General features: G+C 37.4%; 30 protein-coding genes. 23 read left to right on the top strand and 7 right to left on the bottom strand.

Features of this window, described 5'->3' with window-relative positions:
* Positions 1 to 58 precede the first annotated feature (58 nt).
* The 3 genes from AC0L3W_RS00365 to clpA all read left to right on the top strand — a co-directional run bounded on the left by AC0L3W_RS00365 (position 59) and on the right by clpA (position 3,983).
* Positions 59 to 1,012, top strand: coding sequence for a chemotaxis protein CheV (locus tag AC0L3W_RS00365; RefSeq protein WP_290040012.1), 954 nt, complete (start codon positions 59 to 61; stop codon positions 1,010 to 1,012).
* A 344-nt stretch (positions 1,013 to 1,356) separates the two neighbouring features.
* The gene (gene clpS / locus AC0L3W_RS00370) at positions 1,357 to 1,683 is read left to right on the top strand and encodes an ATP-dependent Clp protease adapter ClpS (RefSeq protein ID WP_290040011.1); all 327 of its coding nucleotides are present in this window, start codon (positions 1,357 to 1,359) and stop codon (positions 1,681 to 1,683) included.
* A gap of 44 nt (positions 1,684 to 1,727) precedes the next feature.
* Positions 1,728 to 3,983: an ATP-dependent Clp protease ATP-binding subunit ClpA gene (gene clpA / locus AC0L3W_RS00375; protein WP_409439935.1), complete on the top strand. Its 2,256-nt coding sequence runs from the start codon at positions 1,728 to 1,730 to the stop codon at positions 3,981 to 3,983.
* A gap of 152 nt (positions 3,984 to 4,135) precedes the next feature.
* On the opposite strand, the gene infA is transcribed toward clpA, so the two are convergent.
* Positions 4,136 to 4,354 carry a translation initiation factor IF-1 gene (infA, locus tag AC0L3W_RS00380; protein ID WP_007419779.1) on the bottom strand — a complete coding sequence of 73 codons (219 nt, stop codon included), beginning with the start codon at positions 4,352 to 4,354 and terminating at the stop codon, positions 4,136 to 4,138.
* 109 nt (positions 4,355 to 4,463) lie between these two features.
* Positions 4,464 to 5,180 (bottom strand): arginyltransferase, encoded by a 717-nt coding sequence (locus tag AC0L3W_RS00385; RefSeq protein WP_409439934.1) that lies wholly within the window; start codon positions 5,178 to 5,180, stop codon positions 4,464 to 4,466.
* A gap of 327 nt (positions 5,181 to 5,507) precedes the next feature.
* On the opposite strand from AC0L3W_RS00385, the gene AC0L3W_RS00390 reads away from it, so the two are divergent.
* From AC0L3W_RS00390 to nqrM, 9 genes are all read left to right on the top strand, one after another.
* Positions 5,508 to 5,819: a BolA family protein gene (locus tag AC0L3W_RS00390; protein ID WP_290040008.1), complete on the top strand. Its 312-nt coding sequence runs from the start codon at positions 5,508 to 5,510 to the stop codon at positions 5,817 to 5,819.
* Between the two features lie 279 nt (positions 5,820 to 6,098).
* A complete protein-coding gene (locus AC0L3W_RS00395) occupies positions 6,099 to 7,439 on the top strand; it encodes a Na(+)-translocating NADH-quinone reductase subunit A (protein WP_290040007.1) in 1,341 nt (446 codons plus the stop codon).
* A 2-nt stretch (positions 7,440 to 7,441) separates the two neighbouring features.
* A complete protein-coding gene (locus tag AC0L3W_RS00400; RefSeq protein ID WP_290040006.1) occupies positions 7,442 to 8,647 on the top strand; it encodes an NADH:ubiquinone reductase (Na(+)-transporting) subunit B in 1,206 nt (401 codons plus the stop codon).
* Positions 8,640 to 9,419 (top strand): Na(+)-translocating NADH-quinone reductase subunit C, encoded by a 780-nt coding sequence (locus AC0L3W_RS00405; RefSeq protein WP_290040005.1) that lies wholly within the window; start codon positions 8,640 to 8,642, stop codon positions 9,417 to 9,419. Before AC0L3W_RS00400 ends, AC0L3W_RS00405 begins: the two co-directional genes overlap by 8 nt.
* On the top strand, positions 9,412 to 10,044 hold the full coding sequence (locus AC0L3W_RS00410) for an NADH:ubiquinone reductase (Na(+)-transporting) subunit D (protein WP_113820159.1): 633 nt from the start codon (positions 9,412 to 9,414) through the stop codon (positions 10,042 to 10,044). Before AC0L3W_RS00405 ends, AC0L3W_RS00410 begins: the two co-directional genes overlap by 8 nt.
* A 5-nt stretch (positions 10,045 to 10,049) precedes the next feature.
* Positions 10,050 to 10,658 carry an NADH:ubiquinone reductase (Na(+)-transporting) subunit E gene (gene nqrE, locus AC0L3W_RS00415; protein WP_113820158.1) on the top strand — a complete coding sequence of 203 codons (609 nt, stop codon included), beginning with the start codon at positions 10,050 to 10,052 and terminating at the stop codon, positions 10,656 to 10,658.
* Positions 10,659 to 10,725: 67 nt separating this feature from the next.
* Complete coding sequence (gene nqrF / locus AC0L3W_RS00420) at positions 10,726 to 11,949, top strand: NADH:ubiquinone reductase (Na(+)-transporting) subunit F (RefSeq protein ID WP_290040004.1); 1,224 nt, start codon at positions 10,726 to 10,728, stop codon at positions 11,947 to 11,949.
* Between the two features lie 5 nt (positions 11,950 to 11,954).
* Positions 11,955 to 12,986 carry an FAD:protein FMN transferase gene (locus AC0L3W_RS00425; protein WP_290040003.1) on the top strand — a complete coding sequence of 344 codons (1,032 nt, stop codon included), beginning with the start codon at positions 11,955 to 11,957 and terminating at the stop codon, positions 12,984 to 12,986.
* The gene (gene nqrM, locus AC0L3W_RS00430) at positions 12,986 to 13,210 is read left to right on the top strand and encodes a (Na+)-NQR maturation NqrM (RefSeq protein WP_113820155.1); all 225 of its coding nucleotides are present in this window, start codon (positions 12,986 to 12,988) and stop codon (positions 13,208 to 13,210) included. Before AC0L3W_RS00425 ends, nqrM begins: the two co-directional genes overlap by 1 nt.
* Before the next feature lie 72 nt (positions 13,211 to 13,282).
* On the opposite strand, the gene AC0L3W_RS00435 is transcribed toward nqrM, so the two are convergent.
* Complete coding sequence (locus AC0L3W_RS00435; protein ID WP_290040002.1) at positions 13,283 to 13,732, bottom strand: YaiI/YqxD family protein; 450 nt, start codon at positions 13,730 to 13,732, stop codon at positions 13,283 to 13,285.
* 330 nt (positions 13,733 to 14,062) lie between these two features.
* Here AC0L3W_RS00435 and cspE point away from each other — a divergent pair, with 330 nt between their 5' ends.
* On the top strand, positions 14,063 to 14,269 hold the full coding sequence (cspE, locus tag AC0L3W_RS00440) for a transcription antiterminator/RNA stability regulator CspE (protein WP_019613006.1): 207 nt from the start codon (positions 14,063 to 14,065) through the stop codon (positions 14,267 to 14,269).
* Between the two features lie 308 nt (positions 14,270 to 14,577).
* Here cspE and AC0L3W_RS00445 read toward each other — a convergent pair whose 3' ends face one another.
* A complete protein-coding gene (locus AC0L3W_RS00445; RefSeq protein WP_290040001.1) occupies positions 14,578 to 16,173 on the bottom strand; it encodes a sensor histidine kinase in 1,596 nt (531 codons plus the stop codon).
* Positions 16,174 to 16,287: 114 nt separating this feature from the next.
* Here AC0L3W_RS00445 and AC0L3W_RS00450 point away from each other — a divergent pair, with 114 nt between their 5' ends.
* Positions 16,288 to 17,514, top strand: coding sequence for a cystathionine gamma-synthase family protein (locus tag AC0L3W_RS00450; protein ID WP_290040000.1), 1,227 nt, complete (start codon positions 16,288 to 16,290; stop codon positions 17,512 to 17,514).
* A 41-nt stretch (positions 17,515 to 17,555) separates the two neighbouring features.
* On the top strand, positions 17,556 to 17,933 hold the full coding sequence (locus tag AC0L3W_RS00455) for a hypothetical protein (protein ID WP_290039999.1): 378 nt from the start codon (positions 17,556 to 17,558) through the stop codon (positions 17,931 to 17,933).
* Between the two features lie 45 nt (positions 17,934 to 17,978).
* Here AC0L3W_RS00455 and AC0L3W_RS00460 read toward each other — a convergent pair whose 3' ends face one another.
* The gene (locus AC0L3W_RS00460; RefSeq protein WP_409439933.1) at positions 17,979 to 18,356 is read right to left on the bottom strand and encodes an RNA recognition motif domain-containing protein; all 378 of its coding nucleotides are present in this window, start codon (positions 18,354 to 18,356) and stop codon (positions 17,979 to 17,981) included.
* Between the two features lie 240 nt (positions 18,357 to 18,596).
* Between AC0L3W_RS00460 and AC0L3W_RS00465 the strand changes: the two genes are divergently transcribed.
* Positions 18,597 to 19,349, top strand: a complete 753-nt coding sequence (locus AC0L3W_RS00465; RefSeq protein ID WP_409439932.1) for a TSUP family transporter — start codon at positions 18,597 to 18,599, stop codon at positions 19,347 to 19,349.
* Here AC0L3W_RS00465 and AC0L3W_RS00470 read toward each other — a convergent pair.
* The gene (locus tag AC0L3W_RS00470; protein WP_409439931.1) at positions 19,330 to 20,175 is read right to left on the bottom strand and encodes a LysR family transcriptional regulator; all 846 of its coding nucleotides are present in this window, start codon (positions 20,173 to 20,175) and stop codon (positions 19,330 to 19,332) included. The two genes, AC0L3W_RS00465 and AC0L3W_RS00470, sit on opposite strands and share 20 nt — an antisense overlap.
* A 256-nt stretch (positions 20,176 to 20,431) precedes the next feature.
* Between AC0L3W_RS00470 and AC0L3W_RS00475 the strand changes: the two genes are divergently transcribed.
* The 7 genes from AC0L3W_RS00475 (at position 20,432) to greA (ending at position 26,037) form a co-directional block, all read left to right on the top strand.
* A complete protein-coding gene (locus AC0L3W_RS00475; protein WP_290039996.1) occupies positions 20,432 to 20,845 on the top strand; it encodes a GNAT family N-acetyltransferase in 414 nt (137 codons plus the stop codon).
* A gap of 66 nt (positions 20,846 to 20,911) precedes the next feature.
* Positions 20,912 to 21,529 carry a homoserine/homoserine lactone efflux protein gene (gene rhtB, locus AC0L3W_RS00480; protein WP_290039995.1) on the top strand — a complete coding sequence of 206 codons (618 nt, stop codon included), beginning with the start codon at positions 20,912 to 20,914 and terminating at the stop codon, positions 21,527 to 21,529.
* A gap of 72 nt (positions 21,530 to 21,601) precedes the next feature.
* Positions 21,602 to 22,042, top strand: coding sequence for a GNAT family N-acetyltransferase (locus AC0L3W_RS00485; RefSeq protein ID WP_409439930.1), 441 nt, complete (start codon positions 21,602 to 21,604; stop codon positions 22,040 to 22,042).
* A gap of 117 nt (positions 22,043 to 22,159) precedes the next feature.
* Complete coding sequence (gene leuE / locus AC0L3W_RS00490) at positions 22,160 to 22,822, top strand: leucine efflux protein LeuE (RefSeq protein ID WP_290039993.1); 663 nt, start codon at positions 22,160 to 22,162, stop codon at positions 22,820 to 22,822.
* Between the two features lie 210 nt (positions 22,823 to 23,032).
* Positions 23,033 to 24,619 carry a peptide chain release factor 3 gene (prfC, locus tag AC0L3W_RS00495; RefSeq protein WP_290039992.1) on the top strand — a complete coding sequence of 529 codons (1,587 nt, stop codon included), beginning with the start codon at positions 23,033 to 23,035 and terminating at the stop codon, positions 24,617 to 24,619.
* A 74-nt stretch (positions 24,620 to 24,693) separates the two neighbouring features.
* Positions 24,694 to 25,479: a TatD family hydrolase gene (locus tag AC0L3W_RS00500; RefSeq protein WP_290039991.1), complete on the top strand. Its 786-nt coding sequence runs from the start codon at positions 24,694 to 24,696 to the stop codon at positions 25,477 to 25,479.
* A gap of 78 nt (positions 25,480 to 25,557) precedes the next feature.
* The gene (gene greA / locus AC0L3W_RS00505; protein WP_290039990.1) at positions 25,558 to 26,037 is read left to right on the top strand and encodes a transcription elongation factor GreA; all 480 of its coding nucleotides are present in this window, start codon (positions 25,558 to 25,560) and stop codon (positions 26,035 to 26,037) included.
* 80 nt (positions 26,038 to 26,117) lie between these two features.
* On the opposite strand, the gene yhbY is transcribed toward greA, so the two are convergent.
* Complete coding sequence (yhbY, locus tag AC0L3W_RS00510) at positions 26,118 to 26,414, bottom strand: ribosome assembly RNA-binding protein YhbY (protein WP_113818288.1); 297 nt, start codon at positions 26,412 to 26,414, stop codon at positions 26,118 to 26,120.
* Between the last annotated feature and the right edge of the window lie 97 nt (positions 26,415 to 26,511).

Here is a 26,511-nt window from a genome sequence, read left to right on the forward strand (position 1 = left end):
TGATTATATTAAACGTGATAATGATTAAATACACGACTTGTTTTATAGGGATATAAATATGACTAACTTATTGGAAAATATCGATAAGCGCACCAATCTAGTGGGTGAAAACCGTTTAGAGTTATTACTGTTTCATTTGTCTGGGCGACAGCTTTTTGCACTGAATGTGTTTAAGGTAAAAGAGGTCGTTAAGTTGCCTCGCTTCAATAAACTACCCAATTCTCACCCGCATATTGATGGTGTTGTTGCTATCCGTGGTGAGTCCATTCCTGTGATTAATTTAAAAGCAGCCATTGGTTTGCAGCCTTTAGTGCCTGATAGCGAATCTAATCTTATTATTACTGAATACAACCGAACCATTCAGGGGTTTTTAGTAGGTAAGGTTGAGCATATTGTTAACATGACTTGGGGCGAAATAATGGAGCCTCCTTCAACGGTTGGTCGATACCATTACTTAACGGCTATTACCAAACTTAAAGAAGAAACAAGATCCGATTTAACTGGGTTAATTGAAATTATTGATGTCGAAAAGGTGCTTGCAGAGATCCTCAATTATAAGGTTGATATTTCTGAAGGTATTGTAGACCCGGATATTTTGCCAGAATTTGTTGGACAACGTATCTTACATGTCGACGATTCATATACGGCACGTAAACAAGTTGCGAATACACTAGAGCAACTTGGTGTTGAGATTATCCCTGCCAAGAATGGCCTTGAAGCATTAAATCTATTAAAGGGGTGGTTAGACCAAGGGAAGTGTATCGAAGATGAGATCCTAATGGTGATCACCGATGCTGAAATGCCTATGATGGATGGTTATAAACTCACCTCAGAGATTCGTAATGACCCTCGTATGTCAGATATGTTTGTAGTGCTTAATACTTCTTTGAGTGGTGACTTTAATAAAGCCATGGTAGAAAAAGTAGGGTGTAATGAATTTTTATCTAAATTCCAGCCTGACCGTTTAGTTGAAGTCGTACAAAGCCGTTTGAAAGCAAAAATCGAATCATAAATACGTACAGTTGATCAATCTAGTTATCACAGTCGTATAGAGTAAAAGTAATATATTAGTGTTTTAGGCACTGCTGTTTGCACTCTACAGGATTAAGCTTTACTCTAAGGTTTGTTAGTATAATAAGAGGTGATAACTGCTTCTTATATCAGCAGATTACATAGTAGGAAAATATTTTTCTTCCCTAGTTATTATGTACTGCGTATATTTAATATGGTTAGTGTGACATATAAATGACTAGCTTTATGTCTTCCTATATGATTAATATTGAGAAGCTCATAACGTTATTTGAATAAAAAGACTAATTATTTCAACAACCTTAATAATGAAGACTAGACTAAAAAATGAGTGATAAAAATTCTCCAAAAACTGGCAATGAATCGGCAACAATTGAGTCTGAACAAACAAAGTTAGTGCCGCCGTCTATGTATAATGTGTTATTACATAATGATGATTATTCGCCAATGGACTTCGTTATTGATGTGTTACAACGTTTTTTTCGATTAGATCATGAAGCAGCCACAGAAGTGATGTTGAACGTTCACTATAAAGGGATTGGTATTTGTGGGACCTTTACAGCTGAAATTGCTGAGACAAAAGTGATGCAAGTTGTTCAATATGCTAAAGACAATCAACACCCACTAAAATGTACAATGGAAAAAGAGAGTTAACAATTTTACGAGATTATTCATTTACACTCTCATAAGGAGTCTCCATGCTAGATAAACCTTTAGAACATAGCCTTGATTTAGCTTTCCGAATTGCTTATGAAAAATATCATGAGTTCATGACATTAGAGCATCTATTATTAGCCTTATTAGAAAATGAAGAAGTAAAGAAAATTCTACAGGCTTGCTCTGTCGATATCGTCTCTTTACACATTGAATTAACTAACTTTTTAGAGACTAACCCTAGCCTGTCTGAAGTAAAAACAGAGAAACTAGAAGTTCAGCCTACTATTGCCTTTGAGCGAGTTTTACAACGCGCTATTTTCCATGTTCAATCTTCAGGTAAATCAGAAGTTAGTGCATCTAATGTGCTGGTGGCTATTTTTAGTGAACAAGAGTCACAGGCTACTTTCCTACTTAAAAAATCTAACTTATCTCGCTTAGATGTTGTTAATTATTTATCCCATGGTACTGAAAAGCATCCAGATAGCATTACTTTCCATGAGCCTGAACAAGCTGAAATGACTGAAGAGGAAAGCAATGAAATGCCTTTCACTGTCAACCTTAATGAACAGGTTGTTGCAGGGAGCATTGACCCTCTAATTGGGCGTGAAAAAGAGGTGGAACGTTGTGTTCAAATTCTTTGTCGCCGTCGTAAAAATAATCCGCTGTTAGTGGGGGAGTCTGGTGTTGGTAAAACGGCTATTGCCGAAGGCTTAGCGTATCAAATAGTACATAATAATGTGCCCGACGTTATTGAAGACCATATTATCTATTCATTGGATATGGGAGCATTGCTTGCTGGTACAAAATACCGTGGAGAGTTTGAGCAACGCTTTAAAGATGTATTAAATAAATTGCAGTCACAGGACAATGCGATTCTATTTATCGATGAAATTCACACCATCATAGGTGCGGGTGCTGCAACGGGGGGACAACTTGATGCTGCTAACCTATTAAAACCTTTGTTGAGTAGCGGCAAATTACGTTGTATTGGCTCTACAACTTATAAAGAGTTTGGACAAATATTTGAAAAAGAACATGCCTTAGCGCGCCGTTTCCAAAAAATTGATGTACTTGAGCCGTCTATTAAAGAAACGGGGCAAATTCTATTAGGGTTACGCACTCGTTATGAAGAACATCATAATATTCGTTATACCAACAAAGCTTTGATTGCTGCGGCAGAGTTGAGTGCTAAATATATCAATGATCGACACTTACCGGATAAAGCGATCGATGTTATTGACGAAGCAGGTTCGCAAATGCGTTTGTTGCCAGTTAGCAAACGTAAGAAAACCATTGGTGTGACTGAAATTGAAAACATCATTGCTAAAATTGCCCGTATCCCACAAAAATCAGTTTCTAGCTCAGACAAAGATGCACTAGCTAAGCTACATCAACGTCTGAAGATGACGGTGTTTGGACAAGATAGCGCGATCGAAGCATTAACCGATGCAATTCATTTAAATCGCTCTGGCTTATCCGACGAGTTGAAACCGATTGGATCATTCCTCTTTGCCGGTCCAACAGGGGTAGGTAAAACAGAAGTAACACAACAACTAGCCAAAGCACTAGGTATTGAACTATTACGTTTTGATATGTCTGAATACATGGAAAAACATACGGTATCACGTTTAATTGGTGCTCCACCTGGTTATGTAGGTTATGAGCAAGCAGGGCTATTAACCGATGCGGTTGTGAAACATCCTTACTCTGTGGTGTTATTGGATGAAATAGAAAAAGCACATAGTGATGTCTATAACATCTTGTTACAAGTTATGGACCACGGTACGTTAACCGATAGCAATGGTCGTAAAGTTGACTTTAGAAATGTTATTTTGGTGATGACAACGAATGCTGGTGTTCAAGAAACAGTGAAACAAAGCATTGGTTTCAAAGAGCAAAAAGAGGGCGCTAAAGCGATGGATGAGATCAATAAGATTTTCTCTCCTGAGTTTAGAAACCGCCTTGATAATATTATTTGGTTCAATCACTTGGATCTTAACGTTATTAGTCAAGTTGTTGATAAGTTTATTGTCCAGTTACAAGTACAATTGGATAAAAAACAAGTGTCACTTGAAGTGGGTAGCGATGCTAGAAACTGGTTAGCTGAGCATGGCTATGATAAAGCAATGGGCGCTCGACCAATGGGACGATTAATTCAAGAGAAACTGAAAAAGCCATTAGCAAACGAGATCTTATTTGGTAGTTTACAGGACGGTGGTAGTGTTCGCGTGATACTAAATAGTAACGGCGATGGTATTGAGTTTAATTACGAGAAAAAACTAGAGATGAGTAATTAATACCAACCATACTAATTAACTGATCATTTTTCCTACGTGAAATTGAGATTAGTTATTTAATATAATGATCATCTTTTTACAAAGATAAAAAAACCAGCGTTAAGCTGGTTTTTTTATGGCTAATGAAAGCCTGGTTTGTTACCGGCTAGTAATTAACGAGCACGGAAAACAATACGACCTTTAGATAAGTCATAAGGTGTAAGCTGAACTGTCACTTTATCGCCAGTTAGAATACGGATGTAGTTTTTACGCATTTTTCCTGAGATATGTGCAGTAACAACGTGACCGTTCTCTAATTCCACACGGAACATTGTATTAGGCAGCGTATCTAAGATAGTGCCTTGCATTTCAATACTGTCTTCTTTTGCCATTGGCGATGGATCCTTTGTAATAGGTAAGTAGTGCTAATTTCAATCGGCGCATAATGCCAGAATAATTGAGAGTGGTAAAGGATTGTTGTTCATAATTCACACTAAAAAGCTAATCAAAGTCCTTCCACTGCTGGTTTATGAAACGTTGGTGCGGATTAAATTGATTTTTATAATTCATTTTTTGACAGTTTTTTATGTAATAGCCTAAGTATAAAAAATCAATATTGTGTTTTTTAGCCAGATCTAACTGCTGTAAAACTGCATATTTTCCTAATGAAGCATAATGGTAGTCGGGATCATAAAAGCAATAAAAAGCACTCCATACACTCGATTGACCACTCGTTAATACATCGGTCACACTCACTGAAATAAGTTTTTCCCCATCATAGACTTCAATAAATAAAATATCTCCCCAGGTACAGGCAACAAAAGAGTCAAATTGAGCTTGTGTGGCTGGGAACATAACTCCATCAGGGTGAACCTGATTAATGTATCTTTCGTATAAAGGATAGTAGGATTCAGAGATGGTATTGGAAATGGCTATTGTGAAATGTTTATTTTTATTGATTAAGCGTTTTTGACTTTTAGATAACTTAAATTGTTGGCTGTTAATACGCAATGATTCACACCCATTACAAGCAGGGCAATGGGGGCGGTATACTTGTTCACCGCTACGCCTAAAGCCTATAGCCATTAAAGAGGCATAATGTTGTTTAGCGTTTTCTTCAGGATCTAGCAACATAATTAACTGTTCTTCTTTATCTGCTAAGTACGAGCAGGGGAAAGTAGCTGTCATGCCAACTTTTAGTTCTGAAGTTTGGGACACAATTTACCTTTATAATTTTTGGATGTTAGTTAAATGTATAGGCTCAGAAACAATGGTTAAGGCCTCGTTTCTATTAGGGTAATAATATTCGACTTGCTTGTCTATCGGCGAGTTTGCTTATCTCTTATGGAGAGCTAAGCGTCGGTTGTATTATGGTGATAATAGCTGATAAAAAAATGTAAATTATTGGCTGAATATTAAAAAGTAAATTAAATGTTAAAATTCTGGAAAAAAAGCTGAAAAATACGGTAACATATGCGTCCCATCTAATTAAGTTGTACGAATTTAGCTTTCCCTAAGCCAATGTACACCGTCAATAGAGGTAATATGATCGTTCAAAAAACTATCCAAGATAAGTTGGTAGCGCGTTTCCAAGCGGATTACCTGCAAGTTATAAACGAAAGTCATAATCATTCTGTACCACCAAATTCTGAGACTCATTTTAAGGTTACTATTGTTTGTGAGGAATTTGAGGGGCTTCGTTTAATTATGCGCCACCGTTTAATTAATGAATTACTTGCTGAAGAAATTGCTGGCCCTGTCCATGCATTAGCTTTACATACTTACACACCTACTCAATGGGCTGAAAAAAATCAGTTGTCACCTGAATCAGCAAAATGTTTAGGCGGTGGAAAGTAAGAAATAACAACAAGAGACGGTCTGTTCGATAAATCAACTAATCACAATTTAAAATGTGAATGCTTTTTGCAAACTTTGTTTTCTTTTTTTATTTAAATTTGAACTAACTGCAGTAAGCTTTTTGATTTGATATAGCAATTAACCCCTCTCTAATGTTAATATTTCACCGAATTTTTTAGTGTACATGTTAATCAATTGTTAACCTCAATTTATTGCGTGTAATGTTTTATCGCCGAAAGGCATTTAACTTTTTCCTCCCGTAACATAGTGCAAGAGAATATGATTACTATAAAAAAAGGACTGGACCTCCCGATTTCAGGAGCGCCAGAGCAAGTCATTCAAAATGGTCCTGCCATTTCTGAAGTTGCTATACTGGGTGAAGAATATGTTGGAATGCGCCCGTCAATGGCTGTTAAAGTCGGAGACGTGGTGAAGAAAGGACAAACTTTATTTTCTGATAAGAAAAATGAAGGTGTGCTTTTTACCGCTCCAGCATCTGGTGTAGTTAAAGAAGTCAACCGTGGTGCTAAACGTGTGCTGCAATCTGTGGTTATTTCAATACAAGGCAATGATAGTGTGCAATTTGCTAAGTATGAAAGCCAGCAACTAGCTAGCATTGAGCGTAGCAAAGTCGTTGAAAACCTAGTTGCATCAGGCGCTTGGACTGCATTACGCACTCGCCCATTTAGTAAAGTGCCAGCAATTGATGCTCAGCCCGCTTCTATTTTCGTTACTGCAATGGATACTAATCCATTAGCAGCCGACGCAAGTCTTATCATTAATGATAACCAAGAAGCATTCACTGACGGTTTGGCTATTTTATCTCAGCTAACTGAAGGTAAGGTTTATGTTTGTAAAGATCAAACGACATTGCCTACTTCTGATGTTGCTAGCGTTGAAGAAAAAGTCTTCACTGGCGTGCATCCTGCTGGATTAGCGGGAACTCACATACATTTCATTGACCCTGTGTCTGCTACTAAGCAAGTTTGGTCAATTAACTACCAAGATGTGATCGCATTCGGTAAGTTATTTGTAACGGGTGAAGTTTACAGTGAAAAAGTGATCTCTTTAGCTGGTCCTGCTGTAACAAAACCACGTTTAGTGCGAACAGTTCTAGGTGCTTCTACTGCTCAATTAACTGCTGATCAACTTATCGCTGGTCAAGTGCGTGTTATTTCGGGTTCAGTGCTGTGTGGTGTTACTGCTACAGGGCCTCATGCTTATTTAGGTCGTTACCATAATCAAGTATCTGCATTAATTGAAGGTTACGATAAAGAGTTATTTGGTTGGGGCGCTCCTGGCTTAAATAAACACTCAGTTTCTCGTGCGTTCTTATCTGCGTTAAGTAGTGCTAAAAAGTTTGCGTTCACTACAACTACAGGTGGTAGTAAGCGTGCAATGGTGCCAATCGGTCAATATGAACGAGTAATGCCATTAGATATCTTACCGACTGTATTATTACGTGACTTAATCGTAGGTGATACAGATGGTGCACAAACGTTAGGCTGCTTAGAGCTAGATGAAGAAGATTTAGCTTTATGTACTTACGCTTGCCCAGGTAAATACGAATACGGTTCAATCTTGCGTGATTGTCTAAGTAAAATTGAGAAGGAAGGCTAATAATGAGTCTTAAGAACTTAATTGAAAAAATGGAACCGCACTTCGAAGCAGGGGGCCGTTATGAAAAATGGTACGCTCTGTATGAAGCTGCTGCGACATTTTTCTATACTCCTGGTTATGTGACCAAAGGTATTACGCACGTACGTGACAGTATTGACCTTAAACGCATGATGATTTTTGTTTGGTTAGCAACGTTTCCTGCGATGTTCTACGGTATGTATAACACAGGTGTGCAAGCTAATGATGCAATTGTTGCGGGTTATTCTGCATTAGAAGATTGGCGTGTAGCCTTGTTAAATACATTTGGTGTGACTTTAGGGTCTGGCGCTAGTGTATTTGATAACTTCTTATTCGGTGCTGCTTACTTCTTACCAATTTATGCTGTGACATTTGTCGTAGGTGGTTTCTGGGAAGTGTTATTTGCAAGTGTACGTAAACATGAAGTAAATGAAGGTTTCTTCGTTTCTTCTGTACTGTTTGCATTGATTGTACCGGCAACGATTCCACTATGGCAAGTCGCTCTAGGTATTACTTTCGGTGTCGTTGTTGCCAAAGAAATCTTTGGTGGAACAGGTCGTAACTTCTTAAACCCTGCATTAGCTGGCCGTGCTTTCCTATTCTTTGCTTACCCAACAGATATCTCTGGTGATGCAGTGTGGACAGCAGTAGATGGCTTCTCTGGTGCGACTTCATTAAGTGTGATGTCTCAAGGTGGTCTAGATGCAGTTCACGCACAATTAACTTGGGTAGATGCTTTCCTAGGTAACATGCAAGGTAGTATCGGTGAGGTTTCTACATTAGCTATCTTAATCGGTGGTGCTTTCATTGTAATTACTGGTATTGCATCGTGGCGTATCATTTCTGGTGTGATGATCGGTATGATTGCAACATCATTACTATTTAATGTGATTGGTAGCGATACTAACCATATGTTCCAATTACCTTGGTATTGGCATTTAGTAATGGGTGGCTTTGCATTTGGTATGATCTTCATGGCAACTGATCCCGTATCGGCTTCATTTACTAACAAAGGTAAATGGTATTACGGTATTTTGATTGGTTTGATGGTGGTATTGATTCGTGTTGTAAATCCAGCCTTCCCAGAAGGTATGATGTTAGCAATTCTATTCGCTAACTTATTTGCACCGTTATTCGATTACTTCGTCGTTCAAGGTAACATCAAACGGAGGCTAGCTCGTAATGTCTAACCAACAAGAAACATTTGGCAAAACGATGATTGTCGTACTAGCAGTTTGTCTAGTATGTTCAATTATTGTAGCAGGCGCAGCCGTTGGCTTACGTCCACTACAGATCGAAAATAAAGCGATTGATAAGCAAAATAAAATTCTTGATGTTGCTGGTTTAACAACTAATAAAACAGTGTCTGAAATTTTTAATTCTAACATTGAAACAAAGTTAGTTGATTTAGCAACTGGTGAGTTTGTTTCAACTGCTGATCCAATTACTTATGACCAACGTAAAGCAGCTAAAGACCCTGAAACGAGCATTAAGCTTAGTGCAGAAGATAATATTGCTAAAATTGGTCGTCGTGCAAACCTTGCTACGGTTTATCTAGTGTCTAATGACCAAGGTGAGCTACAACGTATTATCTTACCTGTACACGGTGCTGGTTTATGGTCAACGATGTATGCATTTGTTGCAATACAACCTGACGGTAATACGATTGAAGCGATTACTTATTACGAGCAAGGTGAAACACCTGGGTTAGGTGGTGAAGTTCAAAACCCTCGTTGGACCAACTTGTTTAAAGGTAAAGAGTTGTTCGATGAGAATGGTGACCCTGCTATTGAAATCGTTAAAGGTCAAGCACCTGCTGGCTCTAAACATAAAATTGATGGTCTATCAGGCGCAACACTAACTAGTGTTGGGGTTGAGCATACCTTTACTTTCTGGTTAGGTGAGCAAGGGTTTGGTCCATTTCTTAGCAAAGTTCGTGAAGGAGCGCTAAACAATGGCTAAATCAACTGAATTAAAAGAAGTACTTACCTCTCCGGTTGTAAGTAATAACCCGATTGCATTGCAAATTCTTGGTGTCTGTTCTGCGTTAGCGGTAACGGCAACATTACAAACTGCTGTAGTAATGACATTAGCGGTATTATTTGTAACGGCTTTCTCTAACTTGTTCATTTCGATGATTCGTAACTACATTCCAAATAGTGTACGTATCATTGTACAAATGGCGATTATCGCTTCATTGGTAATCGTTGTTGACCAAGTATTAAGAGCTTATGCATATGGACTGTCTACACAGTTATCGGTTTATGTTGGTCTTATTATTACTAACTGTATCGTTATGGGACGTGCAGAAGCATTTGCTATGAAGAATGCGCCATTCCCAAGCTTTATGGATGGTATCGGTAATGGTTTAGGTTACGGCTTAATCCTTGTTTTAGTTGGTGGTTTCCGTGAGTTGTTCGGTTCAGGTGCTTTATTTGGATTCGAAATCTTACCGTTAATCTCTAATGGTGGTTGGTACCAAAGTAATGGTCTATTGCTATTACCTCCTAGTGCTTTCTTTATTATTGGTGGCATTATCTGGGCTATTCGCGTTATTAAACCAGAACAAGTTGAGCCAAAGGAGTAATTTGAATGGAACATTATCTTAGTTTATTTGTGCGTTCTATTTTCATGGAAAATATGGCACTGGCTTTCTTCTTAGGCATGTGTACTTTCCTTGCTGTTTCTAAGAAAGTGAAAACGTCAATCGGTCTAGGTATTGCGGTAATCGTGGTATTAGGTATTTCGGTACCTGTTAACCAAGTTATCTACTTTAACCTACTAGCACCTGGTGCGCTTGGTTGGGCAGGATTTCCAGACGCTGATTTAAGCTTCTTAGGCTTTATCACTTTCATTGGTGTTATTGCTGCGTTAGTACAAATCTTGGAAATGATTTTAGATAAATATTTTCCAGCGTTATACCAAGCACTTGGTATCTTCCTACCACTTATTACTGTTAACTGTGCCATCTTCGGTGGTGTATCGTTTATGGTTCAACGTGAATACAACTTATTAGAGTCTGTTGTTTACGGTGTGGGTAGTGGTGTTGGTTGGACATTAGCAATTGTCGCATTAGCGGGTATCCGTGAAAAAATGAAATACTCTGACGTACCAGATGGTTTACGTGGTTTAGGTATTACATTTGTAACGGCTGGATTAATGGCATTAGGTTTTATGTCATTCTCTGGTATCCAGCTGTAGTTGTTACTGTTTTAGCTTAGATGAATTCGAGGGAATTTATTTCCCTCCCAAAACAAGGAAAAAGTCGATGGAAATCTTTCTCGGCGTTGCCATGTTTACAATTATCGTTTTAGCTCTAGTCGTTATTATTTTATCGGCAAAAGCAAAACTTGTAAGCACGGGTGATATTACAATTTCTATTAATGATGATGCAGACAAAAGCATCAAAACCCAAGCGGGTGGTAAGTTATTAGGTGCATTAGCAAATGCTGGTGTATTTGTCTCTTCTGCTTGTGGCGGTGGTGGTACTTGTGGCCAGTGTCGTGTGAAAATCAAATCAGGTGGTGGTGATATCCTACCGACAGAGCTTGACCACATTACTAAACGTGAAGCAAAAGAAGGCGAACGTTTATCATGTCAGGTTAATGTTAAAGAAGACATGGATATCGAACTTCCAGAAGAGATATTTGGCGTTAAGAAGTGGGAATGTACCGTTATCTCTAACGGCAATGAAGCTACATTCATTAAAGAGCTTAAACTACAAATTCCTGATGGTGAGTCTGTACCGTTTAAAGCCGGTGGTTACATTCAAATCGAAGCACCTGCACACCATATCAAATATAAAGATTTTGATATTGAAGAGCAGTACCGTGGCGATTGGGAACACTTCAAGTTCTTTGATCTAGAGTCAAAAGTTGATGAAGAGACTATTCGTGCTTACTCAATGGCTAACTACCCAGGTGAAGAAGGTATCATCATGTTGAATGTGCGTATCGCTACGCCACCGCCACGTGATCTATCATTACCTTGTGGTAAAATGTCATCGTTTATCTTTAGCCTGAAAGAGGGTGATAAAGTAACGATTTCAGGTCCATTTGGTGAGTTTTTTGCTAAAGAAACTGAAAACGAAATGGTATTTGTTGGTGGTGGTGCGGGTATGGCGCCAATGCGTTCTCATATCTTCGATCAATTCCGTCGTTTAAAAACTAAACGTAAAGCAAGCTTCTGGTATGGTGCTCGTTCTAAACGTGAAATGTTCTACGTTGAAGATTTTGATGCTATTGCAGCTGAAAATGAAAACTTTGAATGGCATGTTGCACTAAGTGACCCTCAGCCTGAAGATGATTGGGATGGCTACACTGGATTTATTCATAACGTATTGTATGAAAACTACCTGAAAGATCATGAGGCTCCAGAGGATTGTGAGTTCTACATGTGTGGTCCACCAGTGATGAATGCTGCGGTTATTGCTATGCTTAAAGATTTAGGTGTAGAAGACGAAAACATCTTACTTGATGACTTCGGTGGTTAACCCCGATGATTAACGCATCGATTAAATGGCTAGCCTTAATAGGGCTAGCCTTTTTTATTTCATCGTGCACTAAACCTGAGCCTGCATTATTAAAAGTTCAGGGACAAACCATGGGCACTTATTATCAAGTGACTTATGTATTGTCGAGTGAACAAACGTCTAACAAACAACTATTAAGTAATGCACTAAAAGAGTTAATTGATCAGCAACTAGAATTAGTGAATGATCAAATGTCGACTTACCGACCTAATTCTGAATTGTCTTTATTTAACAAAAGTGAATCTTCACAAGAAGTATCAGACGCAACAATAAAAGTAGTTTCTGAAGCACTTAAGATATATCAGCAAAGCGGTGGTGCTTTTGACGTCACAGTAGGGCCTTTAGTTAATTTATGGGGATTTGGTCCAGATAAAAAACCTAATAAGATTCCTGATGCTGAACTAATTGAAAAAACTAAGCAAAATATTGGTAGTCAATATTTGTCTATTGAAGGCAATAAACTGATTAAAACCAAACCGGGTTTATATGTCGACTTATCATCGATTGCTAAAGGTTATGGTGTTGATGCCATTGCTGAGTTTATGGAAGCAAAAGGCATCAATAATTACTTGGTGGATATTGGTGGTGAGTTAAGAGCCAGTGGAACTAAGTTAAACCAACAGCCTTGGACTTTAGCCATTGAACGCCCTGGATTAGGTCAAAACGTACAGCGTTTATTGCATATTGGTGATAGTGCCATTGCCACTTCAGGTGATTACCGCAATTACTTTGAAGCAGATGGTATACGTTATTCCCATACGATTGATCCAAAAACTGGTCGTCCTATCAATCATAAGTTAGTATCTGTTACTGTGATTGACGAAAGTAGTATGGTTGCAGACGGATTAGCTACTGCGATTACTGTATTAGGACCTAAAGACGGCTTAGAATTTGCAACTAAATTAAAACAGCCTGTTTTTTTATTGACCAAGCAGGGCGATGGATTTATTGAATCTTTCACTCCTGAGTTTGAACAATACCTTGTAGAGGAAAAATAATGATCTATTTTATTGCTACCTTTGTTGTTTTCTTATTAGTTATCGTTGCGATGGCAATTGGTTACATTGTTAATCAAAAAACCATTGGCGGTAGCTGTGGTGGACTTGCATCTGTAGGCATCGATAAAGAGTGTGACTGCCCAGATCCTTGTGATACACGTAAGAAGAAGGAAGCAGAAGAACTTAGATTAAAGAAATTACAAGCTGAAACTCGTATTATCTAATACCAATTATATAAATGATTGGTATGAGTTTAAGCTTATAAGATTTCTTTTATTACAAAGGTAAGTCAAGGCTTACCTTTTTGCTTTTTGAAGCCATTTATCTAATGAGTTTGCAAAGTTTTGTTTATCTTTATCTGAAAACTTATTAGGCCCGCCACTAATTTGCCCTATACTTCTTAATTCTTCAGCCATATTACGCATTGCTAGGCGTTGTCTTACGTTATCTGGGGTATAAAGTTCACCTCTAGGATTAAGTGCTATTATTCCTTTCTCAACTAGTTCCGCGGCGAGGGGGATATCCTGAGTCACGACTAAATCTTTTAACTCTACATGTTGACTAATGTAGTTGTCGGCTACATCAAAACCTTGTGAAACTTGTACTGTTTTTACTAGAGGTGTTCTACGAACTGGTAATGGAGAGTTCGCAACAAATACCAAGGGTGTTTGGGTCCTTGTGCTTGCTCTTAATACCATTTCTCTTACTGCCACTGGGCAGGCATCTGCATCAATCCAAATTGTCATATTTACCTCGATTTTTAAAGGCTAAATATAACAAATATTAAAGTGTTAATTAATCGTTAAATTCTAAAGTAGTTATAACTAATTGAAAAATATATGGATGCTTAAAAGTTGATGTCTAAATTAATATTTTTTTTATATTAAAGTTAAATAGCTGTTGACAGCGAAATAAACCTATATATAATATTTTTTAGCTTGAAAGTTCGTTTGATATTTATGTTCTTTGTTCCGTATTTATGTACCGAATCCTATACATCATAAGTAATAGCAACACTTCTAGCCAACTGCCTTAATTTTTAAGGTTAAATTACTCAAATATATTAGGATATACACATGTCTACTACTACTGGTACAGTTAAATGGTTCAACGAATCTAAAGGTTTTGGTTTCATCGAGCAAGAAAACGGTCCTGACGTTTTCGCACATTTCTCTGCTATCGCAAGCACTGGTTTTAAAACTCTTGCTGAAGGCCAAAAAGTACAGTTCACTGTAACTCAAGGTCAAAAAGGTCCTCAAGCAGAAAACATCGTAGCTCTTTAATATTGCTTCGATGAGCATGTAAGTGCTCATTCTGATTGAAAAAAAGGTAGGTTATGACTTGCCTTTTTTTATGCGTTTATAAAAAATATATTTGTAGATTTACCCTAGTAACAACTCTCCTAAGCTACACCCAAATCAAATCATCCTAATTACATGCTTGTGTTATGTGTTAAAACATATAATCAGTAAAGCTATTGCTGCTCATTAGGATGATAGTGATTTATCACTCACTTCACTATCCAATTCAATTTTAACTTCTTTTATCATTTCTAACATTACAGATAACACAATTAATAGTGTTATACGTTTTAATTTAAACTAGCTTTTGGTTTCTCAAAAGGAAGGATTACAGTAAACACACTGCCATGGCCTATTTCACTAGATACCTTAATGTGACCTTGGTGTTGATGAATAATCGAGTAACTAATCGATAGCCCTAATCCAGTCCCTTTTCCTAGTGGTTTAGTCGTGTAAAACGGGGTGAAAATATCGTTGACTTTACTAGGATCAATACCTGTTCCTGAATCGGAAATTTGAATATACAGTTTATGATCTTGAGCGTGGGCTTTGAAAAAAACGACCTTTCTTTCCGAGGTTTCAACAGAATCCTTAGCATTAATTAAGAGGTTAACTAATACTTGCTCTATTTGTGTTTTATTACAAAATAGTAGGGGAAGCGAACTAGGGATAACTTGTCTAAGTTCTACTTGGTCCTGTTTGTATTGGTTAATAACGATTGAAATAACGTTGTTAAAGAGTCGGTTCGGCTCTTCATGCTGATAATTGTCCAATTCACTGTCACGTCCAAAACTACCTACTTGTTTAACGATATTTTCAATGCGCTCACTTTGTGTAGTGATGGCTTTAAAGCTCTTTTCAATTAAATGATAATTGCCATTTTTAATATTTTCTTGGCAAATATCGGTATGGATACAAATAACCTGTAAAGGTTGATTAATTTCATGCGCGATTCCTGCTGCAATCTCACCCAATGAAGCCAGCTTATTTGATTGGATAAGCTTAGCTTGACTGCTTTTACATTCATCATCTACCTGTCTAATTAAATGCTTATTTTTAAGATCATTTTTATACAAAGTATGGTTTAACATACCCAGCTTAACGACAATAGCTGCAAGTAAAGAAACGAGTAATGATAGAATTAAAAAGAGGCCTTTTTCTTGGTGGATTATATTAGACCAAACCATTAATTTCCAAGTGTGTCCAAAAACATGAATGGTAGACTCTTTGGTAATGTTATTGATGTGCAATCTTTCAGGTAGATAATTAAATAATACAGTACCATTTTCCGATATCGCAAAAGGCTTGGTAATTTGGTAAGTGTCAAGTTTATGGTTCAATAACATACCTAATTGCATTGGGACTTCAACATAGGCGATAAGTTGGTCATTAATCACAATTGGAAACTGTAGTTTTAACTCAATATTATTATCTGGCAGATAAGATGCACGGGTAGTATAAACAAAATTCGATACCACCTGGTTTGCGTTTTTAGGTAGGTGGTCACGAGCTCGTAACTGCCTTCTTTTTTCTATCTCATTAGCGGCTTTAATTAAAGTTTGTGGAGGTAAATCAAACAGAGATTCATCGACCATGGGAAATAGCTTAATGGTTGTAAGAAATCGATTTCTATTAATCAGTAGGTTGGTGTCCATTTCCCAATGACCATTGAGATCTTCAATCGAAGTCCAATGGCTAATTAATAGCTGGATTTGTTCGGCGTTACTTTCAATGCTGTTACGAATATTAAAAGCAATGCTCTTACTTTCAAGCAATATATTTTGTTGTTGCTGTATTTTTTCTTTTTCTGTCAGGTGTACAGAAATGAAGTAAGAAAACGCTAACCCCAATAAAAAAACCAAAACACTGTATATATTTGACTTCAATTTATTTCCTTAATACACCTAATGCTAAATCCGTCTAGATTAGGCATAATACGTTAAATTTACGACATTTTAGATCAAAGCGATCATTATTGAGAATAAAAGCAAGGAATTTAAATGACAGCGTTAGGTTTTACCACAAAAATAGTGCATTCAGATCATCAGTTGGGCCTAGAAGCAGGTGCCGTTCATGCTCCAATACATAATTCTGTGCCATACGGGTTTAAAGATGTACAAGGATTGATCGATGTTTTCCAAGGGCAACCTGGCCACGCGTACGCACGATCTTCAACGCCAACCCTAGATGCTTTATGTAAAAAAATTCAAAAAATGGATAATGGTGTTGCAACCGCTGTTTTCTCTTGTGGCATGTCAGCTATCGTCGCTACGTTTTTAACTTTATTAAAATCTGGCGATCACCTTATTTGTAGCCGCTTTTTATTTGGTAATACCACTTCTTTATTAGGCACATTAGAAGGTTACGGTATTGAAGTGACTTTAGTTGATGCTACTGATGTTAATGATGTAACGGCTGCTTTAAAAAGTAATACTAAAATGGTCTTCGTAGAAACCATCGCCAACCCTGTAACTCAAGTAAGTGCACTAGATGAAATTGGCGAGTTCTGTTCAGAAAATGAGCTTGTTTATGTGATTGATAATACCATTACTTCGAGCTATTTATTCGATGCTAAAGATGTTAAAGCGAGTTTAATTGTTACTTCACTCTCTAAATATGTAGCGGGTCATGGTAATGCCATGGGCGGTTCAGTAACCGATACTGGTTTGTTTAACTGGGAAAAATACCCAAATATCTATGAAGGTTATCGTAAAGGTGACAGTAACCTATGGGGTATTAGTCAGATTAAGAAAAAAGGCTTACGTGATATGGGCGCTTGTTTAAGTTCTCAAGGAGCACACCTTATCTCTGTTGGTAGTGAAACAATGGAACTACGTATGGAGCGTCAAGCGGTGAACAGCATGGCTTTAGCTGAGTTATTACAAGCGCACCCTAAAGTCGCTAAAGTTTATTACCCTGGCTTAAGTGAGCACCCACAGCATCAACGTGCAAAATCATTATTCAGGGGGTTCGGTGCTCTTTTAAGTTTTGATTTAGTTGATGGAATTGATTGCTGCGAGTTTTTAAATAAATTAAATCTAGTGATTAGTGCAACCCATTTAGGTGATAACCGTACATTGGCATTACCTGTTGCACCTACTATCTACTTTGAAATGGGGTTACAGCTACGCCAGGAGATGGGGATTAGTGAAAACATGATCCGTTGCTCGATTGGTATTGAAAATACGGCGGATCTCATTGCTGACTTTGAACAAGCTTTAGCTTAAGTAATCAAGGGGAAACTCCTTGTTGTTTGGTGTTAATGTCGATGAAATATTCCATTGTATTGTTATTTTCTTTATTTAGCTTCTTTGCTTTGGCAAAGGAGCAACCCGTATTGCCGAATCAAGAAACTTTAAAAAGTATTGGCGATGCGTTAGCTAACTATGAGAAATGTCAGGGTTTAGCTGAGAGTGAAGGTGACTCTGTGATGGCTTATTATTATCAAGATATCAAACAAACGACATTAGCCGAAAATACTGCTTATAGTGAGGCTGAACTGGCTTATATTAACAGTGAATATGAGAAAGGGACTTTGTTGTTAAGTTATATAAACAGTGCTGGTTTATACCAGCTCTGTTTAAATCGATTCGACTCAGTATCTCGCCAATACTATAAAGCCAAGCTTAATAGCACTAAAGACTAGTAATCAGTGCTATTAAGTTCTTTGAGCTCAAAGCGAATATTTACATTATTCTTTTATTTCATCCTTTACTTCACCCCAGACTTTTGCCGGATCAACCATTTCAGCTGTTTCAATTGAGTCTGTCTCTGCAGTTTTCTTTACCGCCTCTGTTTTTGGTGCTGGAGTTTCCGGTGCTGCTTCTTTTTTTGTATCTGCTTTTTTAACTCGAATTAAATTACCCGCTAATTTATAGCTATTTAATTGTTTAATAGCCGCTTTCGCTTCACCTACTTTAGGCATCTCAACAAAAGCAAAACCTTTTGATGCACCTGTTTCTTTATCTAGAACAAGATTACAAGATTGAACGTTGCCGTACTCTTTAAATAAATTCAGTAATTTTTCTTCTGTTGTTGCTTTGGCAAGGTTACGTACTAATAATTTCATGGGAACTCACTTCATTGAATAATTTTCTATATTTTAACAGGAACTCGTATTGATTGCTGTTTAAAGGGGAAGGAATTAACAAATAGATAATAAAAATAAGCTATCAACTAATTATTAATTAATAAGAGTAGCTCATTAAGCAACTCTTGAAAAAATGGAATAGGTTGCTTTCCTCTCTTTTACTCATACTTAAGCCATTGTAGTGGTATATTCATCCCAATAAAAAGTTAAGGGAAAAGAATGGAAATATCATTACAGATCATCATGTTATTGGTTGCAGTTGCAACTCTAGCTGGCTTTATAGATGCGATGGCGGGTGGTGGAGGTTTATTAACCGTTCCTGCTTTGCTGGCTGCGGGGATTCCTCCTGCTCAAGCATTAGCCACTAATAAACTACAAAGCTCATTTGGGAGTTTTTCTGCAAGCTGGTACTTTATTCGTTCTGGAGCAGTACAGATAAAGTCGATGCGTCTATCCATTTTTTGTACTTTTACAGGAGCTGCCTTAGGTGCGATAACAGTTCAGCATGTTAATCCAGACCTGTTGATGAGTGTTATTCCAATTATGCTGATCGCCATCTCAAGTTATTTTCTTTTTTCTTCATCGATTACACCACACCCTGAAGATAAAGCGAAATTGTCAGAAGCTACTTTTGCTTTTGTGATTGGAGGAAGTATAGGCTTTTATGACGGTTTTCTCGGTCCCGGTACAGGTTCTATTTTCACTGTTTGTTTTGTTGCGATAGGCCGTTATGGTTTAGTTGCCGCAACTGCTCGTACTAAAGTATTGAATTTTACTTCTAATATTGCAGCACTGAGTTTTTTTATTTTTGCTGGGCTTCCTCTATGGGAACTGGGTTTAGCTATGGCTTGCGGTGGTTTTATTGGTGCAAGGATGGGGGCAAAAGTTGTATTAGGAAGAGGCCAAAAATTAATTCGACCTCTGGTCATCGTTATGTCAATGACGATGGCTATTAAATTACTTTGGGAATAACATTGGCAATGGCTTCAAGGAGCTTTTTAACTCGAGTATTATGATAAGTATTAGGGCGTAAGCAAAGATGGACGGGTCTGAATAGCGGCTGTAATTCAGTAAAGTTAAAGCAGTATTGCTCTTCTATTTTTAGAGTATTAACAATAGAAAGAGGCACTAAGGCTGCGGCAATACCATTTAGCGCTAGTTGAGCTGAAGCGGTATAGGAATCCATTTCCATTAGTGGCTCAATGCCAAGTGATGATAAAATATCTAACTGGTAACGGTTGGCAGGGTTAGTTAAGTCGTTTGTTAATATGTGAGTAGGTAGAGCTGATAGTGGTGTTTGACTAACTAATACAAAAGGCTCTTTCCATAGGAAAATAGCTTTAAGGCCATGATGTGGTGGTAAATGACCAGCACAAAAACCAATTGTAGCTTTACCTGATTGCACCTTTTCTATGATTCTTGGAGTGTGGTCTGTACTGATCTTTATTGATGAATCATGCTGAAAATAATCACCCATCATAGATGATAAATAACCTGCAACTAAAGTTTCTGAACAATTTAATGTGATAATAGTTTGGTCTTGTAATGCATGTTGCTCATAGATTCGTCCTTGTAATTCATGAAAAGTTGGCCCTACACTCGCGATTAATTCATTTGCTGCGGCAGTAAGACGAACATGTCGACCGTCTGGGACAATCAGCTTTTTACCTAACTTCTTTTCTAGTAATGCGATACGTTTACTGACCGCAGATTGGCTAATATATAACTGGCTGCCAACTCGGCTCATGGTTTTCTCATTGCTAAGTACCAATAATGTTTCAATCCCTTCTAGCAACATAGCTTAAAGCTTCTCCGTGGTGAATATGTTCGTTAGTTTTTATCATGCCATTAATTACGATAGTAACTTACCTTATTACAGCCGATTCAGGTAGTGACTATTTAATATGGTAAAAGCTATATTGGTAAGCGCTCGTTTATTTTTATTTATAAGCTCGTTTATCTGATTGATAATTTAAAGTGTTGATTGAAAACTATACATTAAGTAATGTCTAGATAAGAAGTGATAAACAGGTTAGATTATTTTAAGGGTAAGTATGAATATAGATTATAAGCTAAATACGGTTATCTCCGTTACGCAGTTTAAGGCGCTATTAAGTAATACTTCCTTAGGAGAAAGAAGACCCTTAGAAGATGAGGAGTGCCTACAAGGAATGCTTAATAATAGTAATCTTGTAATCAGTGCTTGGCAGGGTGAGCAGTTAATTGGCATTGCTAGAAGTGTGACCGATTTTCACTTTTGCTGTTATTTATCAGACTTGGCTGTTGATGAAAGCTTTCAACAACTTGGTATAGGCAAGCAATTACAAATTAAAACGCAACAACAGCTGGGAGCAAAATGTAAGCTAATTTTATTAGCAGCGCCAGCAGCTAACTTATATTACGAAAAAATTGGGTTTAATCATAACCCTCGCTGCTGGGTGCTAGAGCCCCATGAAACTATTGGTTAGTGCCAAAGTTTTAAATTTATTATTTTAATTTATTAATTATAACGAGTTATAAAATGGAGAAGTTAAATGGATTTAGGCGTTTGGAGTGTGTTCGTCGCGGCTTGTGTCATATTTAGTTTAGCGCCAGGCGCTGGTACTATTGCCTCAATTAATAACTCAATGATGGGGGGCTTGAAGTCTGCTTTACAAGGGCTTATTGGTTTACAGTTAGCACTAGCATTACACATCATTATCGTTTCATGTGGTCTGGGGGCTTTACTGGCTTCTTCAGCGGTGTTTTTTGAGGTTGTTAAATACACTGGTGCTGCTTATTTAATATATTTGGGTATAAAAAAGTGGCGTGATAAGGGAGTGCTCAATACTCAAGAGGTATCTAGGGGCAAAGGTTACAGCAAGTTAATAAAGCAAGGTTTTGTCGTCAACTTAATGAATCCAAAATCTATTGTTTTTCTTGCTGCATTTTTGCCTCAATTCATTAGCACACAGCAACCTTTATTTGAACAATATTCAATATTAGGCCTAACAGTAGTGAGTATCGATAGCCTAGTAATGCTTGGTTATGCTTTGTTGGGTGTTGTTATGAAACCCTATTTAACGAGCCAAAAAATAATGGAATTTGTAAATAAAGTGTTTGGTACTCTGTTCATAGGGATGGGGATCGCTTTATCTAGATCTGAAGCTTAGGTTTAAACAAAGCTAGATATCATTATTGGCAACTAGTCTATTCACAGTGAGTGATGGAGATTGGAGGGTGTTATGGTAGTAGGATATAAAATCAGTTCTGATACAAAGCAGATGGATTTATCTGTTATACATGGCTATTTATCTGACTCTTATTGGGCGAAAGGTGTTTCTTTATCGACAATGCAAACTGCGGTTAGTAACTCATTTTGCTTTGGTGTTTTTACTGATGCAGGGCAGCAAGTCGCTTTTGCGCGTATGATTACTGATTACGCAACTTTTGCTTATTTGGCTGATGTGTTTGTGTTACCCGAACATCGCGGTAAAGGGGTAAGTAAATGGCTTGTACAAACTATTATTGATGACCCAAAGTTACAGAAGTTACGTCAGGTACTACTCGCCACCAATGATGCACATAATTTATATAAACAATTTGGCTTTTCGGCCTTAGCATCACCGGCGCTTTTTATGGAATTACACCGACCTGATATTTATCAGAAAAAATGTAATACATGAAATAATATACTTAATAAAGAGTATAAAAAATCAAGTGATTAGATGATCTATTGGCAGCAATAATAAATTTGGATACGTTAGTATATTTAAAGGTAAAGCGTTAATTAAAGAGGGAATATGGAAGCATTTGGCGTAGTTAATTATATTACTTATTTTTTTGGGGCATTGTTTGTTATTTTATTACCAGGCCCGAATTCTTTATATGTTTTAGCATTGGCAGCACAACAGGGTAGACGTATAGGGTGGGCTGCAGTTGCCGCGGTATTAATTGGTGACTCGTTATTGATTATTGCTACTGCGTTAGGGGCGGTAACTATATTGACCTCTTACCCTGCTGTTTTTATGTTTATTAAATATGCGGGGGCTGGTTATCTTGTATATATAGGATATCAGTTAATTAGCGGGGCAATAAGATCTTGGCGCCAATTAGGTCAAGTTAATCTAGAGGAAACGGTTGAGATAAAAAAAACCAGTGCTTCACAAGCCTTTAGAAAAGCATTGTTAGTTAGTTTATTAAATCCCAAAGCGATTTTGTTCTTCTTATCGTTTTTTGCACAGTTTGTTGACCCCACTTACCCGCAACCTGTCGTACCTTTTTTAATACTTGCAGTCACCATTCAAGTATTTAGTTTACTGTACTTAGCGACCTTAATTTACGCGGGCTCAACATTGGCTGCTGGCTTTAGAAAACGTAAAAGAGTCAGTGCTGTTTCTGGTGGTACTGTAGGCGTCGGATTTGTTGGCTTTGCGGTTAAATTAGCGTTAGCCAGTGCCACCTGATTTTAGGGGGAAGGAGCTATACGGATTCAATATTCAATATTAAATGGTGTATCTTTTTGAACGAAATATAAACAACAAATTTATACTTAAGATAATAGGAAATGAATTCATCTAGGCAATTTGCTATAGTTCTGCCAAATTTATAAATCACTCATTTCGTAGAAAAAATATTGTGCGCAGTTTAATGCGCATATAAAGAGAAAACTAAATATGGCAGACGCTAAATTTCTAGAGGCAGTCAATTCTAGACGCACATTCGCAATCATCTCTCACCCTGATGCGGGTAAAACAACCATTACTGAGAAAGTATTATTATTCGGAAACGCGCTACAAAAAGCGGGTACAGTAAAAGGTAAAAAATCAGGTCAACATGCTAAGTCTGACTGGATGGAGATGGAAAAAGATCGTGGTATCTCGATCACTACATCGGTAATGCAGTTCCCATACAATGATGGTCTAGTAAACTTACTGGACACACCTGGACATGAAGATTTCTCGGAAGATACTTACCGTACGTTAACTGCTGTTGACTCTTGTTTAATGGTGATTGACGCCGCAAAAGGTGTTGAACAACGTACCATCAAGTTAATGGAAGTAACACGTCTACGTGATACACCTATTATTACTTTTATGAACAAATGTGACCGTGATACTCGTGACCCAATCGAATTGATGGATGAAGTTGAAGACGTCCTTAATATTGCTTGTGCGCCTATTACTTGGCCAATTGGCATGGGCAAAGAATTTAAAGGTGTTTACCACATTTTACGTGATGAAGTGATTTTATATGAATCAGGTCAAGGTCACACAATTCAAGAAGTTCGTATTATTAAAGGGCTAGATAACCCTGAATTAGATAAAGCCTTACCAAACCATGCCGACGATCTACGTGATGAGATGGAGTTAGTGGTAGGCGCTTCTAATGAATTTGATGAAGATATGTTTTTATCAGGTGAATTAACGCCCGTTTATTTTGGTACTGCATTAGGTAACTTTGGTGTCGACCATGTACTCGATGGATTAGTGGAATGGGCACCAAAACCATTACCACGAGCAACAGTACAGCGCGTTGTTGAGCCGACAGAAGAAGTTTTCTCTGGTTTTGTGTTTAAAATTCAAGCGAACATGGACCCAAAACATCGTGACCGTATTGCTTTCATGCGTATCTGTTCAGGTAAGTATGAAAAAGGCATGAAAATGCATCATGTGCGTACGGGTAAAATGGTCAGTATTTCTGATGCTGTAACCTTTATGGCTGGGGACAGAACAGCTTCTGATGAATCATTCTCTGGTGATATTATTGGTTTGCATAATCACGGCACGATTCAAATCGGTGATACTTTTACCGTAGGTGAAGACTTGAAATTTACTGGTATTCCTAACTTCGCACCAGAAATGTTCCGTCGTATCCGTTTAAAAGATCCGTTAAAACAAAAACAACTGTTGAAAGGGTTAATGCAGCTATCGGAAGAGGGGGCTGTACAAGTATTTCGTCCTTTACGTAGTAATGACCTGATTGTTGGTGCGGTTGGTGTTCTACAGTTTGAAGTGGTTGTACAACGTTTAAAATCTGAATACAAAGTAGATGCTATCTATGAAGGTATCAGTGTAGCAACAGCACTTTGGGTTGATTGTGAAGATCCAATTAAAATGGCTGAGTTTGAGAAAAAAGCTTACGATAACCTAGCATTAGATGGAAGTAACAATTTAACTTACGTAGCGCCTACTATGGTTAATTTAAATCTAGCGATGGAACGTTACCCAGACGTTAAGTTCCGTAAAACACGCGAACATTAATCGTTATTATTATGCGTTAAGTGTTTATAATTAAGCGTCTTCGGACGCTTTTTTTATATGCTTGGGATAATAATATGTTTATAGATAGCCATTGCCATTTAAATTTTGACTGCTTTAAAAAAGATCTTAACCATTTATTAGTTGATTTAAAGCAGGCTCATATCAATCACGTTATTATTCCTGCAACCGATGCGCAGCATTGGTCTGGTATCATTGCCCTTTGTGAACAATATCCTGAATTGTATTTTGCATTAGGCATTCATCCGCATTTTTTAACAAGTATTAAAGAGGGTGACCTTGCATTGCTTGAATCGACCCTTGATAACTTACAGCGGCAACCTGGGAGTCATTGTGTTGCTTTGGGAGAAATTGGGTTAGATAAGTTGATTGAAACTAGTATGGAAACCCAAGAGTCGCTGTTTTTAGCTCAGCTAGCCATTGCACAGCGTTTGCAACTGCCTGTTATTTTACATGTGGTAAAAACTCAATCTCGTATTTTACAGTTATTAAAACAAACAAAATTCTCATATGGTGGGGTTTACCATGCTTTCTCGGGCAGTGAAGAAATTGCTAATGAATTTATTAAATTAGGTTTTAAGTTAGGTATTGGTGGTGTGATCACTCACCCTACGGCTAAGAAAACTCAAAGTACGCTGAAAAACTTACCTTTAAGCAGTTTATTGTTAGAAACAGATGCGCCAGATATGCCTATTTATCAACAGCAAACTGTGTATAACTCACCTTTAAATATCCCCTTAATTTTTGATGCATTATGTGCTCTGCGTGAAGAGCCTCGAGACGTGATCGCACAGCAAATTTATAACAATAGCAAAAGCATTTTTTCTATAATAAATGACTAATGCCAGTAATTAGCGTAAAATAATCGCTTTTCCAAATATAGTTAGTGAAACATTTTTTCCAGAATAAGGTGATGGTTAATGACTCAATACCCAATGACAGCAAAAGGCGCTGAAATTTTACGTGCTGAATTAGAGCAGTTAAAAACAGTTAAGCGTCCAGAGATTGTACATGCTATTGCTGAAGCTCGTGAACATGGCGATTTAAAAGAAAATGCAGAGTACCATGCAGCTCGTGAGCAACAAGGTTTTTGTGAAGGTCGTATTCAAGATATCGAAGCTAAACTTTCAAATGCACAAATAATCGATGTGACTAAAATTGCCAACAACGGTAAAGTTATATTCGGTGCAACAGTGACAATTGTTAATGTTGATACTGAAGAAGAAGTGACATATCAAATTGTTGGTGATGATGAATCAGATATTAAGAGTAATCTTATCTCTATCAATTCACCGATTGCACGTGGCTTAATAGGTAAAAAATTAGACGATGAAATCTCAATTACGACACCTGGTGGCGTGATTGATTATGATATTACTAAAGTTGAATACATCGCTTAGTTCACAAAACTGAACAAAATCAAGATAATAAAAAGCCCAGATTTACTGGGCTTTTTATTTAAAATAAGATTAAAACGTAATTATTTACGTGGTAATTCTATTTTCTTAGCTTCGCTTGGGCGGTATAGAACAACAATATGACCGATTTTTGCAATCGCTAACGCTTCTGTTTCGCGTACGATAGCATCAATAATAAGTTGTTTAGTTTCACGGTCATCCGTTGCTACTTTTACTTTAATTAATTCGTGGAAGCTGATCGCATTTTCGATCTCAGCTAATACACCTTCGGTTAAGCCATTTTGTCCTAGTAGTACTACTGGTTTCAAAGGATGTGCTAAACCTTTTAAAAATTGTTTCTGTTTGTTTGATAATTTCATGCAAATATCTTTCATTAAGGGTTGAAAACGGTTCATTCTACCCTTAAATATTAACCTTTACTATTTAGATTATTATTTATCCTAATATTCGTTCGCT

The sequence above is a fragment of the Psychromonas sp. KJ10-5 genome, from assembly GCF_055808325.1.